Source organism: Streptantibioticus cattleyicolor NRRL 8057 = DSM 46488, assembly GCF_000240165.1.
GTDB classification, from domain to species: domain Bacteria; phylum Actinomycetota; class Actinomycetes; order Streptomycetales; family Streptomycetaceae; genus Streptantibioticus; species Streptantibioticus cattleyicolor.
Genome location: NC_017586.1, coordinates 3,550,068 through 3,573,126 on the forward strand (window position 1 = coordinate 3,550,068; position 23,059 = coordinate 3,573,126).

Here is a 23,059-nt window from a genome sequence, read left to right on the forward strand (position 1 = left end):
GAGCGATGGGCCGACGCGCCCGCTGGGCGGGCGAGGAGGGGCACGCGCCGGCGGGAGCACGAGGGAGCGGGTGTCGGTCTTGGCTTCGGTGGTGGTCCCGTACACGGCGTACCTGCGCGTCTACGAGCCGTTGTCGGCCTTCCCCGAGCCCGAGCGCACGCACTGGAAGCGGTACGCGGCGGCCGGCGCGGCCCCGACCGCCCAGGACGAGCTGCGGCAGTCGCTCGCCGGGCTGCTGCCGGTGCCGCCGGTGGCGGTGCCGGTGCACGAGAGCCGGGACGCCTTCGTGGCGGTGGTGGACGACGTCACGCACATCTGCCCGTGGCGTACCCGGTTGCGCGGCTGGCTGGCGCTGGAGCGGCTGGCCGAGGAGTTCCCGGCGCCGGTGCTGGACGCGGTGCTGCCGCCGGTGGTGCGCCGGCAGGCGGAGGCCGACTTCGAGCAGTGGCGGGCCGCGCACCCGGACGACCGGCCGTGGATCCGCACCGCGACCTGGCACGTGCCGGTGCGGTGGTTCGCGCTCTTCGACGACTCCGAGCGGGTGTTCGAGCCCGGGGGACCGGTCGCGGTGGAGGATTCCTCCAGTGAAGGCGATCGCAAGCGGCGTACCGAGCCGGTGATGCGGTACCGCACGGCGATGGTGCAGGCCCGCCGACGGGTGGCGCGCACCCTGCGGGTGCTGCGGGACACCCTGGAGGAGGGGCCGCTCATCGACGGCCTGGTGGACGTCGGGCGCTGGCTGGAGGAGTTCCACCCCCGGTCGCTGGTGGAGCTGGACTACGGCGGCCTGGTCCATGTGATCCCGGAGGGCGGGCTGGCGGCGGACCACAGCGCCGCGGAGGTCGCCGAGGGCGTGGCGGCGCTGCGGGAGGGCGACGGCGCCCGGGCCGGGGAGGCGTACGGGCGGCTCACCGAGCGCTGGCGCCGGGTGCGGGAACTCCAGTTCGCCAACTGACACGATCGAGCCAATCTCGCGCCACCGATGCATTCCGGCCACCGGTCGGTGGGCCGTCCACGGTGCGGATGGCCGGCCGGACCGCGCGCCGCGTATGAGTACCCTTACCGAACGCTGATGCCCAGGCCAGAACCTTGGCCACTATCCAGGCCAACGTGTCAAGCGTGACGCAGAGCACGTTTCCGGACTCTTGCCCTTATAGCCATTGCTCGTGTCAAAATAGGACAACGGGTCCAGGAATGGCTCGTTCCGCCCGAGGTGGGGCGGAATGCCCGACATTGCTGCTCTTGAGGCGTCTGGGGTCGCGTGATCGGTCTGTGACTGATCGTCACGCCTGCGTGACTGTCCGTTATGACACGGTCCATCGGCTTCCGTCGAGCTTGAACACCTGAGAGGGCAATTCCATCGGTTTGGCCGACGCGGCTGGACGGATGGTGTAGTTGTAGTGCCGAGGACAAGCCGTTCGTCCTATTACCGACTCGGCTCGCGTCCGCCATTTCGGGCAACGCGGGTCAAGGTGCAGAATTTAGAGGAAAGAACCGTGATGGTTCGGTTCTCCCGAGGAGGCCGCTCATGACCGCTCGCACCCCTGATGCCGAGCCGCTGCTGACCCCCGCTGAGGTCGCCACCATGTTCCGCGTGGACCCGAAGACCGTCACGCGCTGGGCCAAGGCCGGCAAGCTCACGTCCATCCGCACCCTCGGTGGCCACCGCCGCTACCGCGAGGCGGAGGTTCGTGCCCTGCTCGCGGGCATCCCGCAGCAGCGCGCGGAGAGCTGAACGACCTCGTCCTACGGGTGATTCCGGGTCCCCCAGCCCGGTTCCGCCCCTTTTCCCGCAACACTTCCAGCCCCCCGCTCCGGTCGGGGGCTGTGGCAGATCGCGTCGGACTCCGCCGGGTCCGGCGCGATTTTCATTGCCCGGAACGGCTGCCGGGTCCGCCCACACGGGCCCCGCGAGGGCCCCGCAGACGGCCCTGTGTGCCCTTCCAGGCCCCCCGCACGGCCCCGACGGCCCCTCAAGGCCCGAGGGGCCGTTGTGCGTTCATGTGCGGAGGTGTCCGGCCGTGCCGCCCGCCGGGGTGTTCCGGGGGGTATGGGAGCGGCGGTGCAATTGCACATATTAAATTGAGGCCCCCTGGCAAGGGCGGAAGTTCCACCGGCCTGCCAATATTTTGGGTGACTCCCGTCACACGCATCACTCTTGCCGCCCGAAGTAGGCGTGCGGTAGAGGGGGTTGGCGCCTCGCGGGGGCGCCGGGCCGCGGAACGTCCGGCCGCCTCAAGTCCCCGCCGGGCGTGGGGTGTTGGGGTCGCGCGGCTCCATCGCCAGCCGCAGCAGACGGTGGCAGACGGGGCAGTGGCGGGTCAGGTGGCCGCGTCCGGCTATGGCCGCCAGATGGGCGCGCAGCAGCGCCCGGGTCTCATGCCTGTCGCGCTCCGGCACCTCGCCCCACCGCCTTCCGGCTCGGCCGTTGTGCCAGGGGTACCGGGGCCGCGCCCCGCCCGTCAAGACGGTACCCACGGGTATGCCCCGCTGCGTCCGGAGTGCACGGTTCCAGCGCGCCCGCCGCACACCCCGGCGTGCGCCCGTCGCACGGTGCCCCCCGCGGGGCCCCGGACCCTGGACCCCCGGAGCCCACCCGGGAACGACGAAGGCCCGGCATCCTCACCTTCCGTTCTAGTGGTCGTCGCAACACCCCAGTTCAGGGGATGCTGCGATGGACTTCAAGATCCGGGAGATCCGGACGGTGGCTCAGGGGCCCAAGAAGCTGCTGCGTGAGCGGGAGGCATACTCCCAACTCATGCAGCAGGGCCTGAGCAACAAAGAGGCGTGCCGGATCGTCGGTATCAACGAGAAGACCGGCCGGCGATGGCGGAACGGCCGCAGCGCGGACCGCCGGCAGAAGGCGGCGCCACCGATCCACGCGGTGGTGCCGCCTTCTGGTCCGTCCCGGTACCTGCGCGAGGACGACCGGATCTACATCGCCGACCGGCTGCGGGAGAAGGCCACGGTTCGGGCGATCGCGGCCGAGCTGGGCCGCAGCCCGTCGACCGTCAGCCGCGAGATCCGCCGCAACCGGCATCCGGGCAACGGCCAGTACCGACCACACGCAGCCCAGGCCCGTGCCGATGCCCGCCGGCCCCGCCCCAAGCCGGGGAAGATCAGCCAGAACCCCGAACTGCGGCGCTTCATCCAGGATCGCCTGCATCTACGGTGGAGCCCCGAGCAGATCTGCCAGGCTCTGCGGGCACAGTTCCCCCAGCGGCCGGAGATGCACGTGGTCCACGAGACGGTCTACCAGGCCCTCTATGTCCAGGGCCGGGGAGAGCTGCGCCGCGAGCTGGCCCGCGCCCTGCGGACCGGCCGCGCCCGGCGCAAGCCTCGCCGCCAGGCCCAGCAGCGCCAACCGCGGTTCTCCACTCCCATGGTGATGATCAGCGAACGGCCCGCCGAGGCGGAAGACCGGGCCGTGCCCGGCCACTGGGAGGGCGACCTCATCATCGGCAAGGACGGAGCCTCCGCCATCGGCACCCTGGTCGAACGAGCCACCCGCTACGTCATGCTCCTGCACCTGCCCGACGGCCGCAGCGCCGAGCACGTCCGTGACGCCCTGACTGACACCGTCCAGACGCTGCCCGCCCACCTGGTGCGCTCGCTGACCTGGGACCAAGGCGCGGAGATGGCCGCGCACGGCGCGTTCACCATCGCCACCGACATCCCGGTCTACTTCTGCGATCCGGCCAGCCCCTGGCAGCGCGGCTCCAACGAGAACACCAACGGCCTGCTGCGGCAGTACTTCCCCAAGGGCACCGACCTGTCCGTCCACACCCGCGAGCACCTGGACGCCGTCGCTGCCGAACTCAACGGCCGCCCACGCAAAACGCTCGGCTGGGAAACCCCAGCCGAGCGCCTGCATAAACTGCTCGCGGCCTGATCAACACGACCACGTGTTGCGACGACCCCTAGAAACCGCCCACCGGATGCCGGGCCTTCACCAACGTGCGGTCCTGACGGGATTTGAACCCGCGGCCTCCACCTTGACAGGGTGGCGAGCACTCCAAACTGCTCCACAGGACCAGGCGGGGGGCTTTGGGGCCCTCCTTGCGCTGCGTGGACGACTCTACAGCAGGTCAGGCCCTCAGGTCGAACCCGCCCCGGGGACCCCGCGACGCACGCCCGGCGCTCACGGCCAGGCCGCGTCGATCGCCTTGAGGATCCGCTTGTCCGAGACCGGGTAGGCGGTGCCCAGGGCGTGGGCGAAGTAGCTCACCCGCAACTCCTCGATCATCCAGCGGATCTCCCGCACCTCGGCCGGGACGGGGCGCCCCTCGGGGAAGGCGGCCAGCAGCTGCGCGTACTCGTCCCGCATCTCGTGGACCTTCTCCATCCGCGCCCGGTCCCGCTGCGCGCCGGAGGGCATCTGCTGGAGCCGGCGGTCCGCCGCGACCAGGTAGCGCAGCAGGTCCGGCAGGCGCCGTACCCCCGCGGCGGTGACGAACCCGGGGTGGATCAGCGCCGCCAACTGCTCCTTGACGTCGGTGAGGTTGGGCACCAGCACCAGGCTCGTGGTGGCCTTCAGCCGGCGCTCGCAGGAGTGCCAGGCCGCCAGCACCCGCTGCACCGCCGAGACGGTCTCCAGCGTCGCGTCGGTGATGTCGGCGCGCACCGAGTCGAAGAGCTTGCGGAACCCCTCCTCGTCCCACGCCGGGCCGCCGTGCGCCGCGATGAGCCGGTCGGCCGCCGCGGTCAGGCAGTCCTCGAAGAGCGCCTGGACGCTGCCGTGCGGGCTGCGGGAGAGCGCCAGCTTCTCGGCGTTGCCCATCCGGTCCTGCGCGAACTTGGCCGGATTCGACGGCAACCCGAGCAGGATCAGCCGCCGGGTACCGCGCCACATCGCCTCGGACTGCTCGATCGCGGTGTCGAAGAGGCGCACGGCGACCGAGGCGCCCTCGTCCACCAGCGCCGGGTACGCCTTGACCGGCTGGCCGCCGCGGCGTACCTCGAAGGTGCGCGGCAGCGTGCCGACGGTCCACGCGGTGAGCCCGCCGCGCTGCTCGATGCCGACCGATCCGGCGGCCTTGGTGATCGCCTCCCGGGTCCTGGGCTTGAGCCGCAGCTTGAGCGCCTCCAGGTCCTTGTCCTCGGCGATCTTGCGCTTGCGCTCGTCGACCACCCGGAAGGTGGGCTTGAGGTGGTCGGGGACCTTGGACCGGTCGAAGTCCTCCGGGGCCACCGAGGTGCCGCCCATCCGGTGCAGCTCCCGGGCGAGCGCGGTGGTCAGCGGCTCGGGGCCGGCGGCCACCCGGTCCAGGAACGCCCTGGCGAAGTTGGGCGCCGGCACGTAGTTGCGGCGGATCGGCTTGGGCAGTGACCGGATCAGCTCGGTGACCAGGTCCTCCCGCAGCCCCGGGATCTGCCAGTCGAAGCCGTCCGGGGTGACCTGGTTGAGCACCTGGAGCGGGATGTGCACGGTGACCCCGTCCGCGTCCGCGCCCGGCTCGAACTGGTAGGTCACCTTGAACTTCAGCGCGCCCTGCCGCCAGGAGTCGGGGTAGTCGGCCTTGGTGACCGCCTCCGCCGATTCGTTGATCAGCATCGACTGCTCGAAGTTGAGCAGCTCGGGGGCCTCCCGGCGCTTGTGCTTCCACCACGAGTCGAAGTGGGCGCCGGAGACGACGTGTTCGGGGATGCGCTCGTCGTAGAAGTCGAAGAGCGCCTCGTCGTCCACCAGGATGTCGCGGCGGCGCGCCCGGTGCTCCAGCTCCTCGACCTCCTGGAGGAGCTTGCGGTTGTCGTGGAAGAACTGGTGGTGGGTGCGCCAGTCGCCCTCGACCAGGGCGTTGCGGATGAACAGGTCGCGGGAGACCTCGGGGTCGATGCGGCCGTAGTTCACCTTGCGCTGGGCGACGACCGGGACGCCGTAGAGGGTGACCCGTTCGTAGGCCATCACGGCGGCCTGCTTCTGCTCCCAGTGCGGTTCGCTGTAGGTGCGCTTGAGCAGGTGCTGGGCGAGCGGCTCGATCCACTCCGGCTCGATGCGCGCGTTGACCCGGGCCCACAGCCGGGAGGTCTCCACCAGCTCGGCCGACATGATCCAGCGCGGCGGCTTCTTGAAGAGCGCGGAGCCGGGGAAGACGGCGAACTTCGCGCTGCGGGCGCCCAGGTACTCGTTCTTCTCCGTGTCCTTGAGCCCCACGTGCGACAACAGCCCGGCCAGCAGCGCGGTGTGGATGTGCTGCGGGTCGGCGTCGGCGTCGTTGATGTGGACGCCCATGGACTTCACGACCGTGCGCAACTGGCTGTAGATGTCCTGCCATTCGCGTATCCGCAGGTAGTTGAGGTACTCGCTGCGGCACATCCGGCGGAACGCGGAGGAGGAGAGCGCCTTCTGCTGCTCGCGCAGGTAACGCCACAGGTTGAGGTAGGCGAGGAAGTCGCTGTTCTCGTCCTTGAAGCGGGCGTGCTGCTGGTCGGCCTGCTGCTGCTTGTCGGAGGGGCGTTCGCGCGGGTCCTGGATGGAGAGCGCCGCGGCGATCACCATCACCTCGCGTACGCAGCCGTTGCGGTCGGCCTCCAGCACCATGCGGGCCAGCCGCGGGTCGACCGGGAGCTGGGCGAGCTTGCGGCCGAGCGGGGTGAGCCGCTTGCGGGCGTCCTTCTCCTTCGGGTCGAGCGCGCCGAGTTCCTCCAGGAGCTGGACGCCGTCCTTGATGTTGCGGCTGTCCGGCGGGTCGATGAACGGGAAGCGGGAGATGTCGCCGAGGCCGGCCGCGGTCATCTGGAGGATCACCGAGGCCAGGTTGGTGCGCAGGATCTCGGCGTCGGTGAACTCCGGGCGGGCCAGGAAGTCGTCCTCGGAGTACAGCCGGACGCAGATGCCGTCGCTGGTCCGGCCGCAGCGGCCCTTGCGCTGGTTGGCGCTGGCCTGGCTGACCGGTTCGATCGGCAGCCGCTGCACCTTGGTGCGGTGGCTGTAGCGGGAGATGCGGGCGAAGCCGGGGTCGATGACGTACCGGATGCCGGGGACGGTCAGCGAGGTCTCGGCGACGTTGGTGGCGAGCACGATGCGGCGGCCGGTGTGGGGCTGGAAGACCCGGTGCTGCTCGGCGTGGGTCAGCCGCGCGTACAGCGGCAGCACCTCGGTGAACGGCAGCTTCTTCTTCTCCAGCGCGTCGGCGGTGTCCCGGATCTCCCGTTCCCCGGAGAGGAAGACCAGGATGTCGCCGGGGCCCTCGGCCCGGAGTTCGTCGACGGCGTCGCAGATCGCGGTGATCTGGTCGCGGTCGGGGTCCTCGGAGCCCTCCTCCAGCAGCGGGCGGTAGCGCACCTCGACCGGGTAGGTACGCCCGCTGACCTCGACGATCGGGGCGCTGGGCGGGGTGGCGCCACCGCCGCCGTCCGGGCCGACGACGGCGAAGCGGCCGAAGTGCCGGGCGAAGCGCTCGGGGTCGATGGTGGCCGAGGTGATGACGACCTTGAGGTCCGGGCGGCGGGGGAGGAGCTGGGCCAGGTAGCCGAGGAGGAAGTCGATGTTGAGGCTGCGCTCGTGGGCCTCGTCGATGATGATCGTGTCGTAGGCGCGCAGCTCGCGGTCGGTCTGGATCTCGGCGAGCATGATGCCGTCGGTCATCAGCTTGACCAGGGTGGACTCGCTCACCTGGTCGGTGAAGCGGACCTTCCAGCCCACCACGTCGCCGAGCTGGGTGCCCAGCTCCTCGGCGATCCGCTCGGCCACGGTGCGGGCGGCGATCCGGCGCGGCTGGGTGTGGCCGATCAGCCCCTTGACGCCACGCCCCAGCTCCAGGCAGATCTTGGGGATCTGGGTGGTCTTGCCGGAGCCGGTCTCGCCCGCCACGATGACCACCTGGTGGTCGCGGATGGCGGCGAGGATGTCGTCCTTCTTCTGGCTGACCGGCAGCGACTCGGGGTAGCGGATCTCGGGCACGGCGGCCCGGCGCAGCGCGATCCGGCGCTCGGCCTCGGTGATCCGCTCGTCGATCTCCGCGAGCACCGCCGCGCGGGCTTCCGGCTTGCGGACCTTGCGGACGCCGTCGAGGCGGCGGCCGAGACGCTGCTGGTCGAGCAGGGTCAGTTCGGACAGGCGCGCCAGCAGGGCGGCCAGGGCGGGGGCAGGCGCAGTGGACATACGGACCCCAGGATCTCACCTGCGGCACGGCGGCGGCGAATAGCTTTTCCGCGCCCGCCGCGCGGTGGCGCCCCGGGCGGACGGGATGCGAAGCCGCGCCACGTACGTATGGTGATCGTATGAGTGCGGAGCGGGACGGAGGCGCCGCCGACGGCGCGGACCGGCACGGGGCCCACGCCCGGCGCCGCGCGTTCCGCGACCGCCGGGCCGCCTTCCGCCGGTCCCCGTTTCTCCCGGCCACCGTGCTGACGCTGCTGGTGGCCGCGGCGGCCGGGCTCTTCGCCGGCTCCTACACCTACGCCATGGCCAACCCCACCCCGCACCGCATCCCCACCGCCATCGCCGGGGCGCCCGCCTCCGACAGCGCCCATCTGCGCTTCGTCCAGGGGATGGAGAAGGCGCTCGGCGCCTCGCTGCAACTGCGCGTCTACCCCACCTACCGGCGGGCCCAGGAGGCGCTCGCGCAGCAACGGGAGTTCGCGATCCTGCGCAACCGCCCGGCCGGCGTCGAGCTGGACGTGGCCGGCGCCTCCGGGGCCTCGGTGGCGCAACTGCTCGCCGAGACCGCGCCGAAGGTCGGGGCGGCCACCGGGGTGACGGTCGCGGTGCGGGACGTCATCCCGTTGCAGCAGGGCGATCCGCGCGGCCTGGCGCTGTTCTACGTCTCGCTCGCCGCGGTGATCCTCGGCTTCGTCGGCGCCATCCAGCTCAGCGTGCACGCCAAGGCGCTCAACCCGGCCGAGCGGATCGCCTTCACGGTGGCCTACGCGCTGCTCGGCGGGTTCACCATCGCCGCGGTGGTCGACTGGGTGCTCGGCGCGCTGCGGCTGCCGTTCACCGAGTCGTGGCTGATCCTGGCGCTGACCATGTTCACCTCGGGGATGGTCTTCACCATGTTCAACACCCTGATCGGACGCTGGGCGATGCTGCCGACCTGGGGACTGATGGTGCTGCTGGGCAACCCCTCCTCGGGCGGCGCGGTCTCCTGGCCGCTGCTGCCCTCGCCGCTGGGCACGATCGGCCGCTGGCTGCCCCCGGGTGCCTCGGTCAACGCCCAGCACACCGCCGTCTACTTCCGCGGACACCAGCACTTCTTCCCGTTCGGGGTGCTGCTGGCATGGGCGGCGGTCTCCTGCGCCGTCTTCTGGGTCTGGCGCCACCGCCACCCGGGCGGCCGTACGGTGCTGCGCGCCCACGCCGCGTGACCCGGGCCGGAGAACGACGAAGACCCCGCCGGAGCGGGGTCTTCGTCGCGCGGTGGCTGGGGCCGGGGTCGAACCGGCGACCTATCGCTTTTCAGGCGATCGCTCGTACCAACTGAGCTACCCAGCCGCAGCGGTCCTGACGGGATTTGAACCCGCGGCCTCCACCTTGACAGGGTGGCGAGCACTCCAAACTGCTCCACAGGACCAAGCTTGTGCGAAACCTAGTCTCGCACATGGTGGTGCGTGCCCCCAACGGGATTCGAACCCGTGCTACCGCCTTGAAAGGGCGGCGTCCTGGGCCACTAGACGATGAGGGCTGATGGCCCGCCTATGGCGTGTTTCTCGCCGTCGGGGACGTGAGAAGCATATGGGATGCGCGGGGGTATCGCCAAAACGGTTGTCCGCGCCCGCGTCGGGACGGCCGCCCCTGGTCACCCCCAGCCCAGCTCGTGCAACCGGTGGTCCTCGATGCCGAAGTGGTGGGCGACCTCGTGCACCACGGTGGTGGCCACCTCGTGCACCGCCTCGTCGCGGTTGCGGCACAGGCGCAGGGTGGGCCCCGCGTAGACGGTGATGCGGTCGGGGAGCACCCCGGCGTACCACTCGCCGCGTTCGGTCAGCGGGATGCCCTCGTACAGCCCCAGCAGCTCCGGGGTGGCCGGGTCGGGCTCGTCCTCCACGAAGACGGCCACGTTGTCCATGATCCGGGTCAGCTCCGCGGGGATCAGGTCCAGCGCGTCACCGACCAGTTCCTCGAACTCCTCGCGTGACATCTGCACCCGGTCATTGTCCCCGCGCGGCGGCTCAGCCCGCCAGCCACGCCCCGGCGAACGCCGCCGCCAGCCCCACCGCCACGCTCCCCGCCACGTTGGCCACCGCGTACCGCCCGGCGCCCTCCTTGGCCAGCCGCAGCGTCTCGTACGAGAACGTGGAGTACGTGGTCAGCGCCCCGCACAGCCCGGTGCCCAGCAGCAGCTGGAGGTGGGAGGAGGCGGCGCCCGCGGCGGCGGCGCCGGTGAGCAGGCCCAGCACCAGGCAGCCGGCCATGTTGACGGTGAAGGTGCCCCACGGGAAGAGCGAGTCGTGGCGGGACTGCACCGTCCGGTCGGTCAGGTAGCGCAGCGGGGCGCCCACCATCGCGCCGACGATCACCAGCAGCCAGTTCACCGGGGCTCCTTCGGGCCGCGTCCGACGTAACGGACGACCTCGCAGTCGTCCAGGATCACCAGGCCCTCGGCGACCAGCTCGTCCAGCTGGGGCAGGAAGGCCCGCACCCGTTCCTCGGTGTCCACGATCACCACGGCCACCGGCAGGTCCTCGCTGAGCGACAGCAGCCGGGAGGTGTGGATCAGCGAGGAGGCGCCGAACCCCTCGATGCCGCGGAAGACCGAGGCGCCGGCCAGCCCGGCGGCGTGCGCGCGGTGCACGATCTCGCTGTGCAGCGGCTTGTGGTGCCAGGTGTCGTTCTCCCCGATGAAGATCGTCACCCGCAGTGCCGGACCGGTCGGCCTCATCGCATCCTCGCCCTCATCACGCCCCGGGTGGCGGCGGCGGCGAGGGCGACGCCCAGCAGCGCCGCCGTCACGGTGCCCGCCAGGTAGAGCACGGCCGCCCGCACTTGATGGTGGGTCAGCAGGCGCTGGGTGTCCACGGCGAAGGTGGAGAAGGTGGTGAAGCCGCCGAGGACGCCGGTGCCGAAGAACGGGCGCACCAGGCGGTGGGCCGGGCGCACCTCGGTGATCACCACCATGAAGACGCCGATCACCGCGCAGCCGAGCGCGTTGACCACCAGCGTGGTCCACGGGAAGGCACCGGGCGCGGTGGGCCACAGCAGCCCGGCGCCGTACCGGGCGCAGGCGCCGAGCGCGCCGCCGACCGAGACGACGGCGACCACCGCGGACTGCCCGCGCAGCGGGGAAGGGCGCCGGGGCCCGGGCGCCGGGCGCGGTCCCGCCCCGGCCCCGGCTCCGGTCGAGCCGCCCGTCAGGTGCGTTCCGGCCGTGTCCACTCGTGCCTCGCCTCCTACTCGTACCGCCGCTCCGTGCGCCCGTGGCCTGGACCACGGCAGCGTTGCGGGAACGTTCCGTCACAAGTAGGGACCGTTGGCGGTGAGGACCGCGATTCCTTGCGCGGCGAGCCCCACCGCCGCGCGGGCCGAAGCGCCGCTGCCCCCAACTGTAGTGGGGCGGGCGGCACGGGGCTCCCCGAGGCCCGGCGCGTTCGACCGCTGCCTGGGCGTGTCCTGACCGGGGGCGGGGGCGTTGGGAAGGTGTGAGCGAGCCAAACTCCCGGCGGGACGCGCGGGTACGCCGTGCCGTCGCCGCGCTGCCGATCGCCTTCGTGCTCGCCGGGGCCACGGGGTGCATGCGGTTCTCCGAGCCGGCGGCGCCGCGGCCGTCGGGGTCGGCGAGCGCGGTCCCGGCCGCGGTGAAGGACCGTACGGTGCCGCAGGGCGGCGTGCTCCGGGGCCGCGGGACGCTGCCGGGGGCGCCCGCCTCCGGAGCCGCGCCGCAGCCGGGCCACCCCGCGCCCTCCGCCTCCGCCGCCGGCCACGCCGGGGACGGCCGTTCCGCGCCGCCGGCCCCGCCGGCCGGCCCGCGCCGTCCCGAGCCCCGCCCGCCCCAGTCGGGCCGCCCCGCGCCGCCCGCCTCCCCGCCGCCCGCCTCGGCCCCCGCGCCCGTACCGTCCACCGCCCCCGCGCCGCCCCCGCCGAGCCCGAGCCAGGCGCCCCCGTCGCCGGCCCAGCCACAGGCGCAGTCGCACGCCGGAGCGGCGTGATTTTGCGCTTTCGGGGCTGGTGCGTATCCTGGTAGATCGTTTGATCCCATTGCCCGGCGCCGCATAGAGCGCCGCGTGGCGCGTTCCTTTTCTCCTGTGGCTGACCGCATCGAGGCGGTCGTATGCGAATCCGCGGAGCTGGCGCGTGCCCAGTCCTCCGAGAGGTTCAGCTTCAGCATGGCTTTTGACATCGCCGACCGTTCCGGCCTGCCCGTGACCGACGAGACGACCGACGTGACGACCGACGTGACCGTCGTCACCGACGAGACCACCGCCCCCGTCACCGACGACACCACCACCGGCGGCAACGGTGAGGCCCCCGAGGCCCCGGCCGCCGACACCGTGACCTTCGCCGACCTCGGCCTGGCCGAGCAGGTCGTGCGCAAGCTCGCGCAGAACGGCGTGACCACCCCGTTCCCGATCCAGGCCGCCACCATCCCGGACGCGCTGGCCGGCAAGGACATCCTCGGCCGCGGCCGTACCGGCTCCGGCAAGACGCTCTCGTTCGGCCTGCCGCTGCTGACCACGCTGGCCGGCGGCCGTACCGAGGCCAAGCGCCCGCGCGGCGTGATCCTCACCCCCACCCGCGAGCTGGCCATGCAGGTCTCCGACGCGCTCCAGCCGTACGGCGACGTCCTGGGCCTGAAGCTCAAGGTGGTCTGCGGCGGCACCTCGATGTCCAACCAGATCTACGCCCTGGAGCGTGGCGTGGACATCCTGGTGGCCACCCCGGGCCGGCTGCGCGACCTGATCGACCGCGGCGCCTGCGCGCTCGACGCGGTGAAGATCGCGGTGCTGGACGAGGCCGACCAGATGGCCGACATGGGCTTCCTGCCCGAGGTCACCGAGATCCTCGACCTGATCCCGCCGGGCGGCCAGCGGCTGCTGTTCTCCGCCACGCTGGAGAACGAGATCGACACCCTGGTCAAGCGGTACCTGGTCGACCCGGTCACCCACGAGGTGGACCCGTCGGCGGGCGCGGTCACCACCATGACCCACCACGTGCTCGTGGTGAAGCCCAAGGACAAGGCGCCGGTCACCGCGGCCATCGCGGCCCGCAAGGGGCGCACCATCATCTTCGTCCGCACCCAGATGGGCGCCGACCGGGTCGCCCAGCAGCTCGTCGAGGCGGGCGTGCGGGCCGACGCGCTGCACGGCGGCATGACGCAGGGCGCCCGCACCCGCACGCTGGCCGACTTCAAGGACGGGTACGTCAACGTCCTGGTCGCCACCGACGTGGCCGCCCGAGGCATCCACGTGGACGGCATCGACCTGGTGCTCAACGTGGACCCGGCCGGCGACCACAAGGACTACCTGCACCGTTCGGGCCGCACCGCGCGGGCCGGCCGCAGCGGCACCGTGGTCTCCCTCGCCCTGCCGCACCAGCGCAAGCAGATCTTCCGGCTGATGGAGGACGCGGGCGTCGAGGCGAGCCGGCACGTCGTCGGCGGCGCCGGCGCCTTCGACGAGGACGTGGCCCGGATCACCGGCGCCCGCTCCCTCACCGAGGTGCAGGCGGACGCGGCGGTGAACGCGGCCCAGCAGGCTGAGCGCGAGGTGGTCCAACTCACCCGAGAGCTGGAGCGCGTTCAGCGGCAGGCGGCCGAACTCCGCGAGGAGGCCGACCGGTTGACCGCCCGTGCCGCCCGCGAACGCGGCGAGGTCCCGCAGGACGCCCCGGCCGCCCCGGTCGCTCAGGCCGCCGACGAGGCCCCCGCCGCCGTCACCGAGCCCGTCTCCGCCGAGGCCGCGACCGTCGCCGCCCCCGCCGCCGCCCCGTCCCGCACCACGGACGAGCCGCGCGAGCGCGGGTCGTACGAGCGCCGGCCCGAGCGCCGTCCGTACGACCGGGACCGCCGTGACGACCGTCGCCCGTTCGACCGTGACCGTCGTGACGACCGTCGTCCCTTCGACCGCGACCGCCGTGACGACCGCCCGTCGTTCAGCCGGGACCGGGACCGGGACCGCCGTGACGACCGTCGTGACGACCGCCGTCCGTTCGACCGTGACCGTCGTGACGACCGTCGTCCCTTCGACCGCGACCGCCGTGACGACCGCCCGTCGTTCAACCGGGACCGGGACCGGGACCGCCGTGACGACCGTCGTGACGACCGCCGTCCGTTCGACCGCGAGCGCCGTGACGACCGTCCGTCCTTCAACCGCGATCGGCGTGAACACCGCGGCAGCGACCGTCCGTTCAACCGTGACCGTCGTGACGAGCGTCCGGCCTTCGGCCGGGACCGGGACGCGGACCGCCGTCCGTACGGCCGCCGCGACGACCACCGGGGCGGCTCCTCGTTCGGCCCGGGCAGCCGTGGCCACGACCGGCGGGCCGACAAGCCCCGCTGGAAGCGGAACGGCTGATCCCACCCTTCGGGCCCGTCCGGCGCACCTCGCGCCGGGCGGGCCCGTTCGCGTACCGGGGCGCGCCCGGGGGCATGGACGCCGGGCGGCGAGGGAATCGCTGTGGGCATGACAGACGATCAGGGTGGCGGCGGGCCGGTCTCGGACGAGGAGCGGCTACGGCAGCTCGGATACACCCAGGTGCTGGCGCGGCGGATGACCGCGTTCGCCAACTTCGCGGTCTCCTTCACCATCATCTCGGTGCTCTCCGGCTGCCTCACCCTCTACGGCTTCGGGCTGACCACCGGCGGCCCGGCCATGCTGATCTGGGGCTGGGTGGCGGTCGGCGCGATGACGCTGGTGGTCGGGGCGGCCATGGCGGAGGTCTGCTCGGCGTACCCGACCTCGGCGGGGCTCTACTTCTGGGCGCACCGGCTGGCGCCGCCCCGCTCGGCCGCCGCGTACGCCTGGTTCACCGGCTGGTTCAACGTGCTCGGCCAGGTCGCCGTCACCGCCGGGATCGACTTCGGCGCGGCGAGCTTCCTGGGCGCCTACCTCAACCTCCAGTTCGGTTTCACGGTCACCCCGGCGCGGGTGGTCGGGCTGTTCGCGGTGATCCTGCTGGCCCACGGGGTGGTCAACACCTTCGGGGTGCGGCTGGTCGCGCTGCTCAACACGGTGAGCGTGTGGTGGCACGTGCTGGGGGTGGCGGTGATCGCCGGCGCGCTCACCTTCGTCCCGTCCCGCCACCAGTCGGCCGCCTTCGTCTTCACCCGTTTCGTCAACCTCACCGGCTGGCACAGCGGTTTCTACGTCGGGCTGCTGAGCCTGCTGGTGGCGCAGTACACGTTCACCGGGTACGACGCCTCGGCGCACATGACGGAGGAGACCCGGGACGCCTCGGTGGCCGGCCCGCGCGGCATCGTGCGCTCCATCTGGCTGTCCTGGATCGCCGGACTGGTGCTGCTGCTCGGCTTCACCTTCGCCATCCAGTCGTACCAGGGCACGCTCACCACGCGGACCGGCGTGCCGCCGGCCCAGATCCTACTGGACGCGGTCGGGGCGACCGGCGGCAAACTCCTGCTGCTGGTGGTCATCGGCGCCCAGCTCTTCTGCGGGATGGCGTCGGTCACCGCCAACAGCCGCATGATCTACGCCTTCTCGCGCGACGGCGCCCTGCCGTTCTCCGCCGTCTGGCACCGGATCAACCCGCGTACCCGCACCCCCACCAACGCGGTCTGGCTGGCCGCCCTCGGCGCGCTGGCGCTCGGCCTGCCGTACCTGATCAACTCCACCGCCTACGCGGCGGTGACCTCGATCGCCACCATCGGCCTGTGCCTGTCCTACGTCATCCCCACCTACCTCCGGCTGCGCCAGGGCTCCCGCTTCGAACGCGGCCCGTGGCACCTGGGCCGCTGGTCCACCCCGGTCGGCGCGGTGGCGGTGGGCTGGGTGACGGTGATCACCGTCCTGTTCATGCTCCCCCAGTCGAGCCCGGTCACCCCCGAGACGTTCAACTACGCCCCGCTGGCGGTCCTGGCCGTCCTCGGCTTCGCCACCACCTGGTGGATCGCCTCCGCCCGCCACTGGTTCCTGCGCCGCGACACCCCCGCCCCCGTCCCCCGAGCGCCCCACACGAGCGACCAGAACCCCCTATGAGATCGAACGCGACGCCCCACCCCGGCTATGCTGCGGTGTGCGGGCCATTAGCTCAATTGGCAGAGCAGTGGACTTTTAATCCATTGGTTCAGGGTTCGAGCCCCTGATGGCCCACCGATCTTGACCGGGGTCGCCTGGTGTGACCTGGGTCGGAGCGTTTCCGGGCGCGTGCGGGTCGCGGTTGGTGCCGCCCCGCTGGAGGTGCGCTGTCGGTACGAGGGTGTCAGGCGCCCTCGTACTCCCAGGCCCGCCCGGTCTGCCGGTACTCCTCCACCGGAATGATGCGCTCGGCTCCGTCGCGTTCGGCGGGCAGATCGAAGGCGCGGGCCGGTTCGGCGAGGATCCCGGCGCCGCCCTGGACGACGCCGAGGTCTCGCATGCGCTGGCTGGGCCGTACGTCAGTCATGTGAGGTCCTCTTCACCGGGTGTCGCGTTCGGGGCCGGGTGAACTGCCGGGGCCGGAACGATCTCGATCTCGATGGCCAGGGCGCCGAGCGCTTCCTTTTCGGGCGGGTAGATCGCCCGGATGTTGGCGAGCTGCTCGTCGCGGCCGGCGGTCGGGTTGACGTTCGCGGGCCCTTCACCGTCGAGCAGCGCTTCGAAGCCGTCGTACGCCGTGACCCGCTTCACGCGGACGTCGCACGTCTCGTCGGTGCCCTTGATCCGGAAACGGATCACATCCTCGGCCGCCAGGTCTTCGAGATGCGGGTACCGCACCCGTACCTCGATCGTCTTGCGGCCGGTGGCTACCAGGTCGAAGTACCGGCGGTAGAGGTTGAGCTCGTGGATCCGAGCGGCGGTTTCCGTCATGGGGAGGGGACGCTCCTGGTGGCTGGCGCGGTCATCAGACGGCCGATTTCTGCGGCCGAGTACGAGCGGAAGAAATGCCGGGGGTCGCTGAGCAGTACCTCGGCCGTGGCGAGCAGCCGCTCGACGTACTCGGACAACGATCCGGACCATGTACGGGTGTCGAGCATCCACGGCGCGGCGCCGTCGGGCAAGGACGCGTGTCCTTGCCCGATGAGGGACTTGGAGAGCTTGGCGCCGGTGTCGGTGACGACCTGCGGGCAGAACAACCGAGCGGGAAGCCGGTCGCCGACGGTCCCGACGGCCTGAAGGGCGCCGTCGACGAGCTGCGAGCCGAACACCCAGTCACCGCCCTTGACCATCACGTACAGCGTGTCGAAGGTGCTGGTGAGCGCGAGTTCCTTGACCAGGTTCCGGTACAGGGTCGCCAGGCCGAGGTACCCGCCCCCTGTCGGCTCGACGGCGACCTCGTACGGTCCGTGGTGGAGGCAGACCGCGCTGATCTCGGCGCGCTCGACGCCGACCGGGTGTACGCGCGTGCGCTCGGCGTACTTCTCGGCCCATCCGCAACCTGGCCGCGGGCAGGGGACACGGACGTGTGGAACCCCGGTGGAGGGAGCCAGCCACCAGCGGGCCGCGTCGAGTCGGGGCAGCACGCGCAACCAGGTGCGTCGGTAGTGCTCGTCGGCCTGCTGACGTGAGTACGTCTCGATGCGGTACGGGATACGCAAGTTCTCGGACAGCTCGGCGAACAGGGGCCGGTAGAGGGCGTCCACCTGCTCGGTCACGGCCCGCTCGCCGAGTGCCTGCGCGTAAGCGCGCTGGTACCGGTGACCGGTGACGGCGTCGGTGACGACCTCGCGCGGGGCGTTGTCGAGAGCGCCGAACACGACCTCGACAGGAACGCCGAAACGGTGCCGGATGCGTTCCGCGGTGGCGAACGTGAGGGACTGGACGAGCGAGGTACCGATGTGCGGGGCGCCGTTGATCTGGGTCCCCACCACGAACACGACACGTTCGGGCATCGCGGCGTGGATGCGGGGGGCGAGGACGTCCTCGGCGTTGATCAGCGCGTTGGCGAGCACGGTGCTCGGCGAGACAGGGTGAACGGTCACCGATCGGTCTCCTCGGTCAGGTGGACGGAACTTCGGCGAGATGCTGAGCAGTGATCGTGAACTCGATCCACACGACTTTCCCGCGCGGTGCGCGTGGCCTCACCCCCCACTCGTCCGCGAGTGTTTCCACCAGGAGCAGGCCGCGCCCCGTGGGGTCCTGCGTGTTCGGGTGGCGTGGGCGTGGGCGCCGACGGCTTGTGTCGTGCACCTCCACGCGCAGTCGTCCGCCGTCCATTCCAGCCTTGACGAGAAAGTGGTCGTCGGCCCGTAGCCCATGCCGTACGGCGTTCGTGGCGAGTTCCGTCAGGCAGAGCAACACGTCGTCGGAGCGGTCGATGACGTGCCATTGAGCGAGGGCGTGTCGCACCAGTGAACGGGCCGCGGGCACGGAGACGTCGGTGCGCGGAAAACGTCCGGTCACGGGTGCCGTCCGTGAGCGCGCTGCCGAAGGGGCGTCGCCGGGCATCGCCGGTGGGCTACCGTCGGTGTCGTTCCCCATCGGTGCAACTCCCTTGCGCCCGTGACTGGTTACTGCACTCAGGCAACTGCTGTCGTGAGCGCGGGGGTACCGTCAGGAGGGGTCTCGAAGGGTGTCACTTCCGCTACCGCCCGTGCCGAGGGGTAAGAGGTCGACATGAAAGAGCCGAACACGGATCTCGCGCAAGCGCTTCAGCGATCCGGGTTGAGCAACAAGGAGCTGGCGCGTCGCATCAAAGCCGCAGCTCAGGCGTGGGGTGAGCCGCACGTCAACCCGAACGCGACCGCCGTGCGGCGCTGGCTCGACGGCCAGGAACCGCGTCCGCCGGTGCCCGACATCCTCGCCGATGTCTTCTCGGCGCACTTCGGATACCGGGTCACAACGTACGATCTCGGCCTCGGCAGGAGCCGGAGCGCTGATCGTTCGCTCGTTTACAACACGTCGTACGCCGTTACCGTGGAAGCTGTCGCCGACTTGGGGAGAGCGGACGTGGACCGTCGAAAGTTCTTGGCAGCGGCGCCCTTCGCCGCGGTGGCAGCCGTCGGGCCCTCCCGCGACTGGCTGCTCAACACCCTTGACCAGCAACCCGAGCCGGGGCCGCGGGTGCGCCTGGAAGACGTCGCTTCGGTCCGGAACATGTTCGGCGAGTTCCAGAAGATGGACGTCCTCCAGGGCGGTGGCTCCGGGCGGCTCGTCCTCGCCGAGTACATGAACCAGCACGTCTACCCGCTGCTTCGCCGCACCCACACCGAGGAGGTGCGGCGGGCGCTGTGCGAGGCCGCCGCCGAGCAGACGTATCTGCTCGGTTGGATGGCGTACGACAACGGCGAGCACGGTACGGCGCAGCGGTACCTGATCCAGTCTCTGCGGCTCGCCGAAGAGTCACGGAATCCGGCGCTCGGCGCGCATGTCCTGGCGGGCCTGGCCGACCAGGCGACTCTCCTGGGCAACCCCGAGGAAGGACGTCGCCTCGCGCAGGCCGGACGCGCCGGCCTCGGCCCGCGGACATCCGCGGCCTGCCTGGCCGACCTGTGGGCACTGGAGGCGCGCGCACTGGCCAGGCTGGGGGACAGGAGCGGGGCCACGCACGCGGTGGCCCAGTCGGAGGCGGCGTACACCCGGGTGCGCGTCGAGGAGGAACAGGAGTGGGCCGCCTTCATCGACCCCGCCTACCTCCACGGCGAACACGCCAACACCTTCCGCGACCTGGGCCAGGCCGCGATCGCGGAACAGCACGCCCGCCGGTCGATCGACCACGCCCGTCGGCAGCGACGCGCCCGGCGCGGCGCGATGTCCCACGCCGCCCTCGCCGCCTCCCACCTCCAACGGCGGGACCTGGAAGCCGCGCACGCCGCCGGACTGCGGACGCTCGCCTTGTCGAAGCAGGTCAAGAGCTCGCGCTGTGTCGAGGCCGTACAGGATCTCCAGCGGCGCATGAAGCCCTTCGGCCGGCACCGTCTCGTCGCCGACTTCACCGAACGCGCCCGCGAACTCGTCGCTTCCTAATGCTGTTGTCAAGCAGCCGTAGTCACTGGAGGTGCGACTTGATAGCACCGTCGGTCACGGATCAGGGCCCACAGAACGTTGACGCGTCGGCGGGCGAGGGCGAGCACAGCTTGGACATGCTTCTTCCCCTCGGCGCGTTTGCGGTCGTAAAACGCCCTCGAGTTCGGGTCGTACCGGACGCTGACGAGCGCGGAGGTGTAGAAGACGCGCTGAAGTCTTCGGTGATAGACGGCAGGCCGGTGGAGGTTGCCGCTGACCTTGCCCGAGTCGCGGGGTGCGGGAGCGACGCCGGCGAAGGCCGCCAGGGCGTCCGGGGAGTCGAAACCGTCCAGACTGCCGCCGACGGCGGCAAGGAACTCCGCACCGAGCACGGTGCCGATGCCCGGGACGCTCTGCACTATGTCAGCGAGTTCGTGCTCGCGAAACCGGCCCTCGATGAGCTTGTCCATCTCGGAGATCTGCTCGTTGAGGGCCATCACCTCCTCGGCCAGGGTGTGGACCAGCCGCGCGATGGTCTTCTCCCCGGGGACGGCCGTGTGCTGGCGCTCGGCTGCCTCGACGACTGCTTCGGCGAGGGCTCTGGCGTTTCGGACCTTGCGGTTGGCCAGCCATTTGGTCAGCCGCGTGACGCCGGCGCGGCGGATCGCGGCCGGGGTCTGGTAGCCCGTCAGCAGCTTGAGCGGGCCGGTGTTGGTCAGGTCCAGGGCCCGTTCCAGGGCAGGGAACATGCCCAGCAGCGTGCCGCGCAGGCGGTTCACCGAGCGGGTGCGGTCCTCGACGAGGTCGCCGCGGCGGCCGGTCAGCAGCCGCAGTTCGATGGCGGCTTCGTCGCCGGGGCGGACGGGCCGCAGGTCGCGGCGCATCCTGGCCTGGTCGGCGATCACGTAGGCGTCGCGGGCGTCGGTCTTGCCCTCTCCGCGGTAGCCATCGGAGGCCCGGTTCACCAGTCGGCCGGGGATGTAGAGGATCTCCTGGCCGTGGCTGACCAGCAGGGCCAGCAGCAGCGCGGGTTCCCCGCCGGTCATGTCGATGGCCCAGGTGACCTGACGGCCGTCGGCCAGGTCCAGGACGTCGCCGATCAGCTTCAGCAGCTCGGGCTCGTCGTTGGCGACCCGCCGCGACAACAGGGTCTTGCCGTCTGCGTCCAGTGCGAGGCCGTGATGGTGGCCCTTGCCGCTGTCGATCCCCGCCCATATCCGGCTCATCGTGCTCCTGACGTGCGTGTTCGTTCTGTTCGTGCCACGGACGACCTCGCCGGCATTGCTCTACTCAGCGACTTGTTCGCCGCCTGACGGCCACCGAGCGTGTCGTCCCCTCGGCTCCGCGAGCCGGACGGAGGACGATGGCCGGGGGAAAGGGGAGAGATGACAGTCAGCGAGCCCCGGACGTCCGGCGCCGCAAAGGGCACCGGAGTGGCCGTCCTCATCACCAACAGCCAGGGCGAGTACCTGCTGCACCTGCGCGACGACATCGAAGGGATCTGCTGGCCCGGCTACTGGGCGCTGGTGGGCGGAAGTCCCGAACCCGGCGAGCCGTTGGCGGACGCCATCGCGCGGGAGTTGAAGGAGGAGACCGGACTCACCATCGCGCTGGAGGAGTTCGCCACCGTTGCGCAGCGGGGTGCCGAGGACCTCGGCAAAGGTCCCATCGCCGTCTATCAGGGGCATTGGGACGGTGACGCCCACGCCCTCCCGCTCACCGAGGGCGTCATGCTGCATTGGTTTCCGGTGACGACGATTCCCCGGCTTCGGGTTCCGCCGTGGTGCCGGGAAGTGATCGGCCTCCATCGGGCGCGTTGACCGCCGGGCGCACTCCTCGGCGTAACGGGTCGATCACACCCACCCCCCGGGTGGTTCGCCCGTGTCAGGCTGCGTCTGGCGGATGTGTCGTGAATGTGTGGGGGTGGGTCGTGGGTGGGGCGCGGATATCGGGGGGTTCGGGGCGGCGGGGGAAGAAGGTCGCGTGGGGGGTGGGGGGCGCGGTGGGGGTGTTGGTGGTGGTCGGGGTGATCGGGAACGCCGTCGATCCGCGGCCGGACAAGGTGGTGGACGCGGGGCCGGCGGTGGCGTCGCCGTCGCCGACGCCGTCGGGGGAGTTACCGGTGCTGACGGGGCGGATGCTGACCGACGCGCGGCTGGCGGCGCGGGAGGCGGGGTTCACGCGGCTGGTCACGCATGACGCGACGGGTGCCCGGCGCGGGCAGGGGAGCGCGGCGGACTGGAAGGTGTGCTTCCAGCGGCCGGTGCCGGGGCAGGCGCGTACCGACGCCGCCGTCGATCTGGCCGTCGTGCTCGCCACCGAGCGCTGCCCCACCGCCGACGGCCGCCCGGCCCCGGTCCGTACCCGCGCCACGCCGCCCGTGGTCGGGACCCCGGCGGCCCCGTCGCAGTCACCGACACCGACACCGACCGACGACGGCACGGGCGACGACAGCGGCCCCACCGCCGCGTGCAACGACGGCACCCTCTCCTACGCCGTCCACCACCAGGGCGCCTGCTCGCACCACCACGGCGTCGCCGAGTGGTACCGCTGAGGGGCTACCGAGGTCAGCCCTGTTCCTCGTCGAGCCGGAAGCCCACCTTCAGCGCCACCTGGTAGTGCTCGATCCGGCCGTTCTCCAGTTGGCCGCGTACCTGGAGGACCTCGAACCAGTCGAGGTTGCGCAGGGTCCGCGCGGCGCGCTGGACGGCGTTGCGGATCGCGGCGTCGACGCCTTCGTGCGACGAGCCGACGATCTCGGTCACCCGGTAGACGTGTTCGGACATCGGGCCTCCGTAAGTTGTGGGGGGGCGGATGTCACCTTGCCCCGGTTCGTCCCGTTCCGCATGTGCAAGCGGGGCAGTGTGCGGGGTTGGCCGGGGAACCACCGAGAACCACCGATTCGCAGCCCCACCGTGCGACAATGCGACCGCGTCGGCGGGGCCACGCCGGTCCGCCGGACGCCGGGGCACCCCGAACACGGCCGCCGGACGCCAGTGCCGCATCAGCCGAGGTTCGCCCCGTCGCGACGCCCGGCAACGCCGCGAGGCACCGCACCGGACGCCGTTCCTTACCGGGCAAACCT

At 71.5% G+C, this 23,059-nt stretch carries 22 protein-coding genes and 5 tRNA genes; 11 read left to right on the forward strand and 16 right to left on the reverse strand.

The window, feature by feature from the left end; genetic code table 11:
• Positions 1 to 70: 70 nt before the first annotated feature.
• Both SCATT_RS15800 and bldC read left to right on the forward strand, forming a co-directional pair.
• A complete protein-coding gene (locus SCATT_RS15800) occupies positions 71 to 955 on the forward strand; it encodes a hypothetical protein (protein WP_014144086.1) in 885 nt (294 codons plus the stop codon).
• Positions 956 to 1,528: 573 nt separating this feature from the next.
• Positions 1,529 to 1,735: a developmental transcriptional regulator BldC gene (gene bldC, locus SCATT_RS15805; protein WP_014144087.1), complete on the forward strand. Its 207-nt coding sequence runs from the start codon at positions 1,529 to 1,531 to the stop codon at positions 1,733 to 1,735.
• Positions 1,736 to 2,235: 500 nt separating this feature from the next.
• Here the strand turns inward: bldC and SCATT_RS39020 are convergent, their stop codons facing one another.
• Complete coding sequence (locus SCATT_RS39020) at positions 2,236 to 2,400, reverse strand: DUF6274 family protein (RefSeq protein WP_014144088.1); 165 nt, start codon at positions 2,398 to 2,400, stop codon at positions 2,236 to 2,238.
• A 358-nt stretch (positions 2,401 to 2,758) separates the two neighbouring features.
• Between SCATT_RS39020 and SCATT_RS15810 the strand changes: the two genes are divergently transcribed.
• Positions 2,759 to 3,892 carry an IS30 family transposase gene (locus SCATT_RS15810; RefSeq protein ID WP_407696650.1) on the forward strand — a complete coding sequence of 378 codons (1,134 nt, stop codon included), beginning with the start codon at positions 2,759 to 2,761 and terminating at the stop codon, positions 3,890 to 3,892.
• Between the two features lie 68 nt (positions 3,893 to 3,960).
• On the opposite strand, the gene SCATT_RS15815 is transcribed toward SCATT_RS15810, so the two are convergent.
• Together SCATT_RS15815 and hrpA are read right to left on the reverse strand one after the other, a co-directional pair.
• Positions 3,961 to 4,035, reverse strand: a tRNA-Asp gene (locus tag SCATT_RS15815).
• A gap of 106 nt (positions 4,036 to 4,141) precedes the next feature.
• Positions 4,142 to 8,104 carry an ATP-dependent RNA helicase HrpA gene (gene hrpA, locus SCATT_RS15820; protein ID WP_014144090.1) on the reverse strand — a complete coding sequence of 1,321 codons (3,963 nt, stop codon included), beginning with the start codon at positions 8,102 to 8,104 and terminating at the stop codon, positions 4,142 to 4,144.
• A 119-nt stretch (positions 8,105 to 8,223) separates the two neighbouring features.
• On the opposite strand from hrpA, the gene SCATT_RS15825 reads away from it, so the two are divergent.
• Positions 8,224 to 9,309 carry an ABC-2 transporter permease gene (locus SCATT_RS15825; RefSeq protein ID WP_014144091.1) on the forward strand — a complete coding sequence of 362 codons (1,086 nt, stop codon included), beginning with the start codon at positions 8,224 to 8,226 and terminating at the stop codon, positions 9,307 to 9,309.
• Between the two features lie 53 nt (positions 9,310 to 9,362).
• Here the strand turns inward: SCATT_RS15825 and SCATT_RS15830 are convergent.
• The 7 genes from SCATT_RS15830 to crcB (SCATT_RS15860) all read right to left on the reverse strand — a co-directional run bounded on the left by SCATT_RS15830 (position 9,363) and on the right by crcB (SCATT_RS15860) (position 11,317).
• Positions 9,363 to 9,436 (reverse strand) — tRNA-Phe (locus SCATT_RS15830).
• A gap of 4 nt (positions 9,437 to 9,440) precedes the next feature.
• Positions 9,441 to 9,515, reverse strand: a tRNA-Asp gene (locus tag SCATT_RS15835).
• 38 nt (positions 9,516 to 9,553) lie between these two features.
• A tRNA-Glu gene (locus SCATT_RS15840) sits at positions 9,554 to 9,626 on the reverse strand.
• 114 nt (positions 9,627 to 9,740) lie between these two features.
• Positions 9,741 to 10,082: a metallopeptidase family protein gene (locus SCATT_RS15845; protein ID WP_041824785.1), complete on the reverse strand. Its 342-nt coding sequence runs from the start codon at positions 10,080 to 10,082 to the stop codon at positions 9,741 to 9,743.
• 31 nt (positions 10,083 to 10,113) lie between these two features.
• On the reverse strand, positions 10,114 to 10,476 hold the full coding sequence (gene crcB, locus SCATT_RS15850; protein ID WP_014144093.1) for a fluoride efflux transporter CrcB: 363 nt from the start codon (positions 10,474 to 10,476) through the stop codon (positions 10,114 to 10,116).
• Positions 10,473 to 10,823, reverse strand: coding sequence for a DUF190 domain-containing protein (locus tag SCATT_RS15855; protein ID WP_014144094.1), 351 nt, complete (start codon positions 10,821 to 10,823; stop codon positions 10,473 to 10,475). Before SCATT_RS15855 ends, crcB (SCATT_RS15850) begins: the two co-directional genes overlap by 4 nt.
• A complete protein-coding gene (gene crcB, locus SCATT_RS15860; protein WP_014144095.1) occupies positions 10,820 to 11,317 on the reverse strand; it encodes a fluoride efflux transporter CrcB in 498 nt (165 codons plus the stop codon). The genes SCATT_RS15855 and crcB (SCATT_RS15860) overlap by 4 nt, the downstream gene beginning before the upstream one ends.
• A 263-nt stretch (positions 11,318 to 11,580) precedes the next feature.
• Between crcB (SCATT_RS15860) and SCATT_RS35680 the strand changes: the two genes are divergently transcribed.
• The 4 genes from SCATT_RS35680 to SCATT_RS15880 all read left to right on the forward strand — a co-directional run bounded on the left by SCATT_RS35680 (position 11,581) and on the right by SCATT_RS15880 (position 16,203).
• Positions 11,581 to 12,087, forward strand: a complete 507-nt coding sequence (locus tag SCATT_RS35680; protein ID WP_050990284.1) for a hypothetical protein — start codon at positions 11,581 to 11,583, stop codon at positions 12,085 to 12,087.
• 177 nt (positions 12,088 to 12,264) lie between these two features.
• On the forward strand, positions 12,265 to 14,451 hold the full coding sequence (locus SCATT_RS15870) for a DEAD/DEAH box helicase (RefSeq protein ID WP_014628152.1): 2,187 nt from the start codon (positions 12,265 to 12,267) through the stop codon (positions 14,449 to 14,451).
• 108 nt (positions 14,452 to 14,559) lie between these two features.
• Complete coding sequence (locus SCATT_RS15875; protein WP_041824789.1) at positions 14,560 to 16,089, forward strand: amino acid permease; 1,530 nt, start codon at positions 14,560 to 14,562, stop codon at positions 16,087 to 16,089.
• A 41-nt stretch (positions 16,090 to 16,130) separates the two neighbouring features.
• Positions 16,131 to 16,203: transfer RNA gene (locus tag SCATT_RS15880), tRNA-Lys, on the forward strand.
• A 109-nt stretch (positions 16,204 to 16,312) separates the two neighbouring features.
• Here SCATT_RS15880 and SCATT_RS15885 read toward each other — a convergent pair.
• From SCATT_RS15885 to SCATT_RS36485, 4 genes are read right to left on the reverse strand one after another with little or no spacing between them, the layout of a single operon-like run.
• Positions 16,313 to 16,495, reverse strand: a complete 183-nt coding sequence (locus tag SCATT_RS15885; RefSeq protein WP_014144099.1) for a hypothetical protein — start codon at positions 16,493 to 16,495, stop codon at positions 16,313 to 16,315.
• Positions 16,492 to 16,899, reverse strand: a complete 408-nt coding sequence (locus SCATT_RS15890) for an ASCH domain-containing protein (protein ID WP_014144100.1) — start codon at positions 16,897 to 16,899, stop codon at positions 16,492 to 16,494. Before SCATT_RS15890 ends, SCATT_RS15885 begins: the two co-directional genes overlap by 4 nt.
• Complete coding sequence (locus SCATT_RS15895) at positions 16,896 to 18,011, reverse strand: hypothetical protein (protein WP_014628153.1); 1,116 nt, start codon at positions 18,009 to 18,011, stop codon at positions 16,896 to 16,898. The genes SCATT_RS15890 and SCATT_RS15895 overlap by 4 nt, the downstream gene beginning before the upstream one ends.
• A 16-nt stretch (positions 18,012 to 18,027) precedes the next feature.
• On the reverse strand, positions 18,028 to 18,432 hold the full coding sequence (locus SCATT_RS36485) for an ATP-binding protein (protein ID WP_014628154.1): 405 nt from the start codon (positions 18,430 to 18,432) through the stop codon (positions 18,028 to 18,030).
• 213 nt (positions 18,433 to 18,645) lie between these two features.
• On the opposite strand from SCATT_RS36485, the gene SCATT_RS15900 reads away from it, so the two are divergent.
• Positions 18,646 to 19,995 carry a hypothetical protein gene (locus SCATT_RS15900; protein WP_014144103.1) on the forward strand — a complete coding sequence of 450 codons (1,350 nt, stop codon included), beginning with the start codon at positions 18,646 to 18,648 and terminating at the stop codon, positions 19,993 to 19,995.
• 8 nt (positions 19,996 to 20,003) lie between these two features.
• On the opposite strand, the gene SCATT_RS15905 is transcribed toward SCATT_RS15900, so the two are convergent.
• Complete coding sequence (locus tag SCATT_RS15905) at positions 20,004 to 21,200, reverse strand: IS110 family RNA-guided transposase (protein ID WP_014143566.1); 1,197 nt, start codon at positions 21,198 to 21,200, stop codon at positions 20,004 to 20,006.
• A 159-nt stretch (positions 21,201 to 21,359) separates the two neighbouring features.
• Here SCATT_RS15905 and SCATT_RS15910 point away from each other — a divergent pair, with 159 nt between their 5' ends.
• Positions 21,360 to 21,794 carry an NUDIX domain-containing protein gene (locus tag SCATT_RS15910; RefSeq protein ID WP_014628155.1) on the forward strand — a complete coding sequence of 145 codons (435 nt, stop codon included), beginning with the start codon at positions 21,360 to 21,362 and terminating at the stop codon, positions 21,792 to 21,794.
• 170 nt (positions 21,795 to 21,964) lie between these two features.
• Positions 21,965 to 22,528: a DUF3761 domain-containing protein gene (locus SCATT_RS15915; RefSeq protein WP_014144105.1), complete on the forward strand. Its 564-nt coding sequence runs from the start codon at positions 21,965 to 21,967 to the stop codon at positions 22,526 to 22,528.
• A 13-nt stretch (positions 22,529 to 22,541) separates the two neighbouring features.
• On the opposite strand, the gene SCATT_RS15920 is transcribed toward SCATT_RS15915, so the two are convergent.
• Complete coding sequence (locus tag SCATT_RS15920; RefSeq protein ID WP_014144106.1) at positions 22,542 to 22,760, reverse strand: dodecin; 219 nt, start codon at positions 22,758 to 22,760, stop codon at positions 22,542 to 22,544.
• Between the last annotated feature and the right edge of the window lie 299 nt (positions 22,761 to 23,059).

Coding starts and splice junctions, on each gene's coding strand:
- bldC (WP_014144087.1), top strand. CDS start 1,529: ATGACCGCTCGCACCCCTGATGCCGAGCCGCTGCTGACCCCCGCTGAG.
- SCATT_RS15810 (WP_407696650.1), top strand. CDS start 2,759: ATGCAGCAGGGCCTGAGCAACAAAGAGGCGTGCCGGATCGTCGGTATC.
- hrpA (WP_014144090.1), bottom strand. CDS start 8,104: ATGTCCACTGCGCCTGCCCCCGCCCTGGCCGCCCTGCTGGCGCGCCTG.
- SCATT_RS15825 (WP_014144091.1), top strand. CDS start 8,224: ATGAGTGCGGAGCGGGACGGAGGCGCCGCCGACGGCGCGGACCGGCAC.
- SCATT_RS15845 (WP_041824785.1), bottom strand. CDS start 10,082: ATGTCACGCGAGGAGTTCGAGGAACTGGTCGGTGACGCGCTGGACCTG.
- SCATT_RS15855 (WP_014144094.1), bottom strand. CDS start 10,823: ATGAGGCCGACCGGTCCGGCACTGCGGGTGACGATCTTCATCGGGGAG.
- SCATT_RS15870 (WP_014628152.1), top strand. CDS start 12,265: ATGGCTTTTGACATCGCCGACCGTTCCGGCCTGCCCGTGACCGACGAG.
- SCATT_RS15875 (WP_041824789.1), top strand. CDS start 14,560: ATGACAGACGATCAGGGTGGCGGCGGGCCGGTCTCGGACGAGGAGCGG.
- SCATT_RS15885 (WP_014144099.1), bottom strand. CDS start 16,495: ATGACTGACGTACGGCCCAGCCAGCGCATGCGAGACCTCGGCGTCGTC.
- SCATT_RS15890 (WP_014144100.1), bottom strand. CDS start 16,899: ATGACGGAAACCGCCGCTCGGATCCACGAGCTCAACCTCTACCGCCGG.
- SCATT_RS15900 (WP_014144103.1), top strand. CDS start 18,646: ATGAAAGAGCCGAACACGGATCTCGCGCAAGCGCTTCAGCGATCCGGG.
- SCATT_RS15905 (WP_014143566.1), bottom strand. CDS start 21,200: ATGAGCCGGATATGGGCGGGGATCGACAGCGGCAAGGGCCACCATCAC.
- SCATT_RS15910 (WP_014628155.1), top strand. CDS start 21,360: ATGACAGTCAGCGAGCCCCGGACGTCCGGCGCCGCAAAGGGCACCGGA.
- SCATT_RS15920 (WP_014144106.1), bottom strand. CDS start 22,760: ATGTCCGAACACGTCTACCGGGTGACCGAGATCGTCGGCTCGTCGCAC.